The following is an 8647-nucleotide window of genomic DNA, read 5'->3' as shown; positions in this document are numbered from 1 at the left end:
CGCCGCGCCACCCGCGCCGCCGCCGCTCCGGCCGCCGAGGCCGCGCCGGTGGCCGAGCCCGCCGCCGAGGAGGCTCCGGCCGCCGAGCCCGTCGCCGCTGCCGCCGAGGAGGCCCCCAAGGCCCGGGCCGGCCGCGCCGTGACCGTCGCCGACGCCGTGGACGCCCCCAAGCGCGGCCGCCGCCGCGCCACCCGCTCCGCCGCGGCCCCGGCCGCGCCCGCTCCCGCCGCCGCGCAGGCCGCCGCCGAGCCGGAGGCCGCCGAGGCCCCCGCCGCCCCGGCCCGCTCCCGCCGCGCGGTGCGCCCCGCCGTGGCCGTCTTCCAGGCCCCGGTCTTCGCCGAGCCGATGTTCCAGACCCCCGAGACGGCCGCCATGGCCGCCGCCGCTGCCGCTGCCGCCGCCCGTGCGGAGGAGGCCGAGGAGGAGGACGAGGACGAGGCCGAAGCCGCCGTCGAGGCCGCTCCCGCGCAGCCGTCCGGCCGTCGTCGCCGTCGTGGCCGCGGCGCCCCCGAGGCCCCGGCCCCGGTGGCCGAGGAGCCCGTGGTGGAGGAGCCGGAGGCCGAGGCCGACGAGGACACCGCCGAGACCGCCGAGTTCGAGGACGGCGACGAGTCGGGCGAGCGCCCCTCGCGCCGCCGCCGTCGCGGTGGCCGCCGCCGTCGCCGCGGTGAGTCCGCCGACCTCGACGAGTCCGCCGAGGACGAGGCCGAGACCGCCGAGCAGGACGCCGAGGAGGAAGAGGACGACGAGTCCGAGGAGGCCCTGGGCTCCACCTCCAGTCGCCGTCGCCGCCGCCGTCGCCGCCGCAGCGGGGACGCCGCCGATTCCGTCGAGACCTCCGACGAGGACGGCGTACGTACCGTCGTCAAGGTCCGTGAGCCGCGTCCGGCCCGCGAGAAGACCGAGGGCGGTACGAGCGCCGACGAGGTCCAGTCCATCAAGGGCTCGACCCGCCTGGAGGCCAAGAAGCAGCGCCGCCGCGAGGGCCGCGAGCAGGGCCGCCGCCGCGTGCCGATCATCACCGAGGCCGAGTTCCTGGCCCGCCGTGAGGCCGTCGAGCGCGTCATGGTCGTCCGCCAGTCCGGCGAGCGCACCCAGATCGGCGTCCTGGAAGACAACGTGCTCGTCGAGCACTACGTCAACAAGGAGGAGGCCACCTCCTACGTCGGCAACGTCTACCTGGGCAAGGTCCAGAACGTGCTGCCGTCCATGGAGGCCGCCTTCATCGACATCGGCAAGGGCCGCAACGCCGTCCTGTACGCCGGTGAGGTCAACTTCGAGGCGCTCGGCATGGCCAACGGGCCGCGCCGCATCGAGTCCGCCCTCAAGTCCGGCCAGTCGGTCCTGGTGCAGGTCACCAAGGACCCGATCGGCCACAAGGGCGCCCGCCTGACCTCGCAGGTCTCGCTGCCCGGCCGCTACCTGGTCTACGTGCCCGAGGGCTCGATGACCGGCATCAGCCGCAAGCTGCCCGACACCGAGCGCGCGCGCCTCAAGACCATCCTCAAGAAGATCGTCCCCGAGGACGCGGGCGTCATCGTGCGCACCGCCGCCGAGGGTGCGAGCGAGGACGAGCTGCGCCGCGACGTCGAGCGTCTGCAGGCGCAGTGGGAGGACATCCAGAAGAAGTCGAAGCAGATCACGACCTCTTCGCCCTCCCTGCTCTACGGCGAGCCGGACATGACCGTCCGCGTCGTGCGCGACATTTTCAACGAGGACTTCTCGAAGGTCATCGTCAGCGGTGACGGCGCCTGGGAGACCATCCACGGCTACGTCTCGCACGTGGCCCCGGACCTGGCGGACCGGCTCCAGCGCTGGACCTCCGAGGTCGACGTCTTCGCGACGTACCGGATCGACGAGCAGCTCGCCAAGGCGCTCGACCGCAAGGTGTGGCTGCCCTCGGGCGGCTCCCTCGTGATCGACAAGACCGAGGCGATGATCGTCATCGACGTCAACACCGGCAAGTTCACCGGCCAGGGCGGCAACCTGGAGGAGACCGTCACCAGGAACAACCTGGAGGCGGCCGAGGAGATCGTGCGCCAGCTGCGGCTGCGCGACCTGGGCGGCATCGTCGTCATCGACTTCATCGACATGGTCCTGGAGTCCAACCGCGACCTGGTGCTGCGGCGCATGCTGGAGTGCCTGGGCCGCGACCGTACGAAGCACCAGGTGGCCGAGGTCACCTCGCTGGGTCTGGTCCAGATGACCCGCAAGCGGGTGGGCCAGGGGCTGCTGGAGTCCTTCTCCGAGACCTGCGTCCACTGCAACGGGCGCGGTGTCATCGTCCACATGGAGACGCCGGCCGCGCTCGGCGGCGGCGGCAACGGCAAGCGGTCCAAGCGCCGTGGCGGCCGCGGGGAGTTCGACCAGCACGACCACGAGGTCGAGACGGTCGGGACCGCGGAGGCCGAGGTCTTCGAGACCGAGACCGAGGCCGAGCTGGCCGCCGAGGTCGCCGCGCCGAAGGCGCTGCCCGAGCCGGAGTTCACCGCGGGCGAGGAGCTGTACGGCTCCGCCGCCGAGGCCGAGGCCGCAGCGGGCCTGAGCGGCCGCCGCAACCGGCGCCGCGCCACCCGCAAGGCCACCGCTCCGGCGGGCGCCCCGCGGCGCGAGGCCGCTCCGGCGCAGGCCGAGGCCCCCGTGGCCGAGGTCGTCGCGGAGCCGGTGACCGAGCCGGCCGACACCGTGCTGGAGCCGGCCGCCGAGGTCGTCGCCGAGGCCGTCGAGGCCGCCGAGTCGGTGGAGGCCGCCCCGGCCGCCCCGGTGGAGGAGGCCGCGCCGAAGGGCCGTACCCGCCGCCGGGCGACCCGCAAGGCCACCGCGCCGGAGCCCGTCGCGGAGCCGGAGGCCGAGGCCGTCGTCGTGGTCGAGGCCGCGCCGGAGCCGGTCGCCGCGCCCGTCGCCGAGCCCGAGCCGGCCGCCGCGCCGGAGGAGGCCCCGGTGGCGGAGGCCGCACCGGCCCGTCCGCGCCGCCGTGCCACCCGTAAGGCCACCGCGCCCGCCGGGGCGGCGGAGGCCGCCGTGGTGGTCGTCGAGGCCCCGGTGACCGAGGCCGCCGAGGAGGCCGAGCCGGTGGCGGAGGAGCCCGCGCCGGCCAAGAAGGCCGCCCGCAAGGCCCCGGCCAAGAAGGCGACCGCGGCGAAGAAGGCCCCGGCCAAGAAGGCGGTGGCCGCCAAGAAGACCGCGGCCAAGAAGACGGCCACGACCAAGAAGACCGCGACGAAGCGGACGACGAAGAAGACCGCGGCGACGGAGCAGCCCCTCCCGTCCGCCTCGGCCCCTGCCGACGCCTGAGCCGTAGCGTGACCGGACCGTGGGCCCCGCCGACCGGCGGGGCCCACGGCCGTACGGGCCCCGGTTTGACCCTCCGGAACCGGCCCCGTAACCTAGACCGTCGGCGTGTCCTGTACGAATCCGTCCAGTGCGCGCCGCGCTCCTGAGCACCTTCCTCCCGCTTCCCGCGCGCAAGCGCTGTACGGGAGAGGCCGCTCGTCCAATCCGGATCAGCGCGGGCCCCGGCCCGCCTGAGCGGCTGGCTTCAGGAGCATCCGTCCCGAGTGAGAGAGAGATCCGCGTGTACGCCATCGTGCGCAGCGGTGGTCGCCAGCACAAGGTTGCTGTCGGCGACATCGTTGAGGTTGACAAGATTTCCACTGCCAAGGTTGGCGACACGGTCGAGCTCTCGACCCTGCTCGTTGTCGACGGCGACGCCGTGACCAGCGACCCGTGGGTCCTGGCCGGCATCAAGGTCACGGCCGAGGTCGTGGACCACCACAAGGGCGCCAAGATCGACATCCTGCGCTACAAGAACAAGACCGGCTACCGCCGTCGCCAGGGTCACCGCCAGCAGTACACGGCGATCAAGGTCACCGGTATCCCCGCGGCTGCGAAGTAAGAGGGACTGAGACATGGCACACAAGAAGGGCGCATCGTCCACCCGGAACGGGCGCGACTCCAATGCCCAGCGGCTCGGCGTGAAGCGCTTCGGCGGTCAGGTCGTCTCCGCCGGCGAGATCCTCGTCCGCCAGCGCGGCACCCACTTCCACCCGGGCTCGGGTGTCGGTCGTGGTGGCGACGACACGCTGTTCGCGCTGCAGGCCGGTGCCGTGCAGTTCGGCACGCACCGTGGCCGCAAGGTCGTCAACATCGTTCCGGCCGCCTGATCCAGCTTTCGCTGATCGAGCGTTCGTAACTTCCCGAGGGCGGATCTCAGCTCTTTCCGGCAGGTGCCGGGAAGAGAGGTCCGCCCTCGGCGCGTTGTCACAGAGGCACGTTTAATGGGCAGCAAGGTCTGCCCGGGACATTCCCGTATGTATCTGGAGGAACAACCATGACCACCTTCGTGGACCGCGTCGAGCTGCACGTCGCCGCGGGTAACGGAGGCCACGGCTGCGCCTCCGTTCACCGGGAGAAGTTCAAGCCGCTCGGCGGCCCCGACGGCGGCAACGGCGGTCGCGGCGGCGATGTGATCCTGGTGGTGGAGCAGGCGATCACCACCCTGCTGGACTACCACCACAGCCCGCACCGCAAGGCCACCAACGGCAAGCCCGGCGAGGGCGGCAACCGCTCCGGCAAGGACGGCCAGGACCTGGTCCTGCCGGTCCCGGACGGCACCGTCGTCCTCGACAAGCAGGGCAACGTGCTCGCCGACCTCGTCGGCCAGGGCACCACCTACGTCGCCGCCCAGGGCGGCCGGGGCGGTCTCGGCAACGCCGCGCTGTCCTCCGCCCGCCGCAAGGCCCCCGGCTTCGCCCTGCTCGGCGTCCCGGGCGACTCCGGCGACATCGTGCTGGAGCTCAAGACCGTCGCCGACGTGGCGCTGGTGGGCTTCCCGAGCGCCGGCAAGTCCTCGCTGATCTCGGTGCTCTCCGCCGCCAAGCCGAAGATCGCCGACTACCCCTTCACCACGCTCGTCCCGAACCTGGGCGTGGTCACCGCCGGCTCGACCGTCTACACGATCGCCGACGTCCCCGGCCTCATCCCGGGCGCCAGCCAGGGCAAGGGCCTGGGCCTGGAGTTCCTGCGGCACGTCGAGCGCTGCTCGGTCCTGGTGCACGTCCTGGACACCGCCACCCTGGAGTCCGACCGCGACCCGGTGGCCGACCTCGACGTCATCGAGGAGGAGCTCAAGATCTACGGCGGCGGTCTGGAGAACCGGCCCCGCCTCGTCGTCCTGAACAAGGTCGACATCCCCGACGGCCAGGACCTCGCCGAGATGGTCCGCCCGGACCTGGAGGCCCGCGGCTACAAGGTCTTCGAGGTCTCCGCCGTCGCCCGCACGGGCCTCAAGGAGCTCTCGTACTTCCTGGCCGAGGTCGTCGCCAAGGCGCGCGCCCGCAAGCCCAAGCAGGAGGCGACCCGGGTCGTCATCCGCCCGAAGGCCGTGGACGACGCCGGCTTCACCGTCACCTACGACGAGGCCGAGGACGTGTACGTGGTGCGCGGCGAGAAGCCGGAGCGCTGGGTCCGCCAGACCGACTTCAACAACGACGAGGCCGTCGGTTACCTGGCCGACCGCCTCAACCGCCTCGGTGTCGAGGACGCGCTCAAGAAGGCCGGCGCCCGCGCCGGTGACGGCGTCGCCATCGGCTCCGACGAGAACGCGGTCGTCTTCGACTGGGAGCCGACCATGATGGCCGGTGCCGAGATGCTGGGCCGCCGCGGTGAGGACCACCGTCTGGAGGCCCCGCGCCCCGCCACCCAGCGCCGCAAGGAGAAGGACGCCAAGCGCGGCGACTCGGCGCAGCAGGAGTACGACGAATTCCGGCCGTTCTAGCCCGCAGGCGAAGGACTCGCCCCGATCCGGTTTGAAGGCGTCTTTACACGGGTCGCCTAGGATCCTTCGGGTGAACAGCAGCAACCCCCCCACGGTTTCCGTCGTGGTCATCGCGTACAACGACGCCGGGCTCGTGGGCGAGGCCGTCTCCTCGGCCCTCGCCCAGGGCCCGGTCGTCTCCGAGGTCATCGCGGTCGACGACGCCTCCTCCGACGGCACCGGCCGGGTACTGGACGAGCTGGCCGCCGCCCATCCCCGCCTCAAGGTGGTGCACCGGACGGAGAACAGCGGGGGGTGCGGGACCCCGCGCAACGACGGCATCGCCGTGGCCACCGGCCGCTACGTGCTCTTCCTGGACAGCGACGACGTCCTGCCCCCGGGCGCGGCCGACGCCCTCGTGCGCACCGCCGAGGAGCACCGGGCCCCGGTGACCGTCGGCGCCGCCGTACGGCGCGAGCTGCCGCAGCACCACGACGTGCCGTGGATGCCGGGGCTCTACACGCCGGGCGATGTGATCGAGCGCCCGGCGGACCGGCCCGAGCTGGTCCGCGACACCCTGTGCGTGAACAAGCTCTACGCGCGGGCCTTCCTGGAGGAGCACGGCCTGCGCTTCCCCGACGGCCGCTTCGTCTACGAGGACTTCGTCTTCACCGCCCGCGTACTGGCTGCCGCCCCGCGCATCGCGGTCACCGGCGAGCTGGTCTACGTATGGCACGTGCGCCGCAGCGCAGCCCAGGTGTCGATCTCCCTGGACCGCAAGGACGTCGGGAACTGGCGGGCGCGCATCGAGGCCCACCGCACGGCGGCCGGCATCCTCGGCGCCGCCTCCCCGGTGCTCGGCAGCGCCTGCCATGTGAAATTCCTCGAATACGACCTGCGCATGTACCTGCGGGAGATCGGCCGGGACCCCGGCTACCAGGCCGCCTGGTGGACCCTGACCCGCGACTACGTCGACACCTTCGCCGGGGCCGACACCGAGGCCGCCGCCCACGCCCGCTGGATCGTCCGGCTGCTGCGCGCCACCGCCACCCCGCCCGCCGACATCGAGCGGCTCAGCCGGCTGGCCGCCGAACCGCCGCGGCTGCTGCCCCCGTACGCCGTCGGCCCCGCGGGCGAACCGGTGTGGAGCGAGGCCCTGCCGGTGGTCCTGGACGGCCTGCCGGAGCTGCCGGTCGGCCAGCTGCCCGTCACCGTCGACGCCGAGCCCGCTGGGCGCGGCGCCGTCCGCATCCACGTGCACGACCTGTACGGGCGGCTCGCCGCCGCCGGACCGCTGACCGCGGCGCTGACCTTCCTGCCCCGCGCGGGCGGCGAGGCGATCCCCGCCCGGCCGGTCGATCTCGTCGCCGACGGGCGCGGCGGATGGAGCGCCGTCCTGCCGTTCCGGCTCGCGGACCTGGCCGTCACGGGCCGCCGCCAGGGGCTGCGCCGGATGCAGGCGTGGAACATCGGGGTGGGCGTGCGGTGCGCCGACGGGAGCTCGCTGTTCACCTCCCTGCGCCCCCGCGGCCGCCTGCTCCGGCGCCGGGCGCTGCCCAGCAGCCGGTACGGTGTGCTGCTGGCGCAGCCCTACCGGACGGGGGCCGGAGCCCTCGCACTGCGCCTCGCGCCGGGCGCCGAGGGGGCCCTCTACCTCGTACGCAACCGTCTGCACCGGGCCCGGGCAGCCCGGTCGGCGGGCTGACGGCCAGATCCACCGCCGCGCCTCGCACCCCGGGGCCGGACAGGACCAAGGAGATAACACATGACGTTTCTGATCACCGGTGGCGCCGGATACATCGGCGCGCACGTCGTCCGCGCGATGCTGCTCGCGGGGGAGAAGGTCGTCGTCCTCGACGACCTGTCCACGGGCAACGAGGACCGCGTCCCGGAGGGCGTGCCGCTGGTGGTCGGTTCCGTGCTGGACCGGCTGATCCTGGAGAAGACCTTCCGCGAGCACCGGATCACCGGTGTGGTGCACCTGGCGGGCAAGAAGCAGGTCGGTGAGTCCGTCGAGAAGCCGCTGTACTACTACCACGAGAACGTGCAGGGCCTGACGGTCCTGCTCCAGGCCGTGGCCGACGCGGGCATCCGCAATGTCCTCTTCTCCTCCTCCGCCTCCGTCTACGGCATGCCCGACGTGGACCTGGTCACCGAGGACACCCCCTGCGCGCCGCTGAGCCCCTACGGCGAGACCAAGCTGGCCGGCGAGTGGCTGATCCGCGCGGCCGGCAAGGCGCACGGCATCGCCACCGCCTGCCTGCGCTACTTCAACGTGGCGGGCGCGGCGGCTCCGGAGCTCGCGGACACCGGCGTCTTCAACCTGGTCCCGATGGTCTTCGAGCGTTACGACGCCGGGCAGGGCGCCCGGATCTTCGGTGACGACTACCCGACCCCGGACGGCACCTGCATCCGCGACTACATCCACGTCGAGGACCTGGCCGAGGCCCACGTGGCCGCCGCCCGGAAGCTGGCCGAGTGGGCCGCGGCGGGGGAGTACAAGGACCTGACGGTCAACATCGGCCGCGGCGAGGGCGTCTCCGTCGCCGAGATGGTCGAGCTGCTGAACACCGGCACCGGGCACGACCACCCGCCGGTGATCAGCCCGCGCCGCCCCGGCGACCCGGCGAAGGTCGTGGCCTCCGCGGACCGGATCCACGCCGAGCTGGGCTGGAAGGCCCGCCACGACGTCCGTGAGATGGTCACCTCCGCCTGGGCGGGCTGGGAGGCCAACAAGACGGCCCGCAAGGACGCCTGACGGGCACCCCCTACGGCAGACGAGAGCCGCCCGCCCCGGCGCCGACGGGGGCGGGGCCGTGGCCCGCGTAGCCCCCGTAGCCGCCGTAACCGGCCAGGCCCGCCAGATCGGCCATCCCGTCGGTGTCGTCGCTG

6 protein-coding genes are annotated in these 8647 nt (G+C 73.3%); all 6 read left to right on the top strand.

Annotated features, from left to right (window positions below; genetic code table 11):
* On the top strand, window positions 1-3294 hold a 3294-nt coding region (locus ABZ873_RS33210), incomplete at its 5' end, for an Rne/Rng family ribonuclease (protein ID WP_360880287.1).
* Window positions 3295-3574: 280 nt separating this feature from the next.
* Window positions 3575-3895, top strand: a complete 321-nt coding sequence (rplU, locus tag ABZ873_RS33205) for a 50S ribosomal protein L21 (RefSeq protein ID WP_015033583.1) — start codon at window positions 3575-3577, stop codon at window positions 3893-3895.
* A gap of 13 nt (window positions 3896-3908) precedes the next feature.
* Window positions 3909-4163, top strand: coding sequence for a 50S ribosomal protein L27 (rpmA, locus tag ABZ873_RS33200; protein ID WP_030027134.1), 255 nt, complete (start codon window positions 3909-3911; stop codon window positions 4161-4163).
* Between the two features lie 167 nt (window positions 4164-4330).
* Window positions 4331-5776 (top strand): GTPase ObgE, encoded by a 1446-nt coding sequence (obgE, locus tag ABZ873_RS33195; protein ID WP_360880283.1) that lies wholly within the window; start codon window positions 4331-4333, stop codon window positions 5774-5776.
* Between the two features lie 70 nt (window positions 5777-5846).
* Window positions 5847-7460: a glycosyltransferase family 2 protein gene (locus ABZ873_RS33190; protein ID WP_360880280.1), complete on the top strand. Its 1614-nt coding sequence runs from the start codon at window positions 5847-5849 to the stop codon at window positions 7458-7460.
* 60 nt (window positions 7461-7520) lie between these two features.
* On the top strand, window positions 7521-8513 hold the full coding sequence (galE, locus tag ABZ873_RS33185; RefSeq protein ID WP_360880277.1) for a UDP-glucose 4-epimerase GalE: 993 nt from the start codon (window positions 7521-7523) through the stop codon (window positions 8511-8513).
* The last annotated feature ends 134 nt before the right edge of the window (window positions 8514-8647 follow it).

Origin of the sequence: Streptomyces sp. NPDC047014 (assembly GCF_040644195.1) — a bacterium.
Classification (GTDB): domain Bacteria; phylum Actinomycetota; class Actinomycetes; order Streptomycetales; family Streptomycetaceae; genus Streptomyces.
This window is presented reverse-complemented; position numbering and strand designations above follow the sequence as displayed.

What these genes read in the sequence shown, in the direction of transcription:
- galE (WP_360880277.1), top strand. Translation starts at nt 7,521, where the DNA reads ATGACGTTTCTGATCACCGGTGGCGCCGGATACATCGGCGCGCACGTC.
- rpmA (WP_030027134.1), top strand. Translation starts at nt 3,909, where the DNA reads ATGGCACACAAGAAGGGCGCATCGTCCACCCGGAACGGGCGCGACTCC.
- obgE (WP_360880283.1), top strand. Translation starts at nt 4,331, where the DNA reads ATGACCACCTTCGTGGACCGCGTCGAGCTGCACGTCGCCGCGGGTAAC.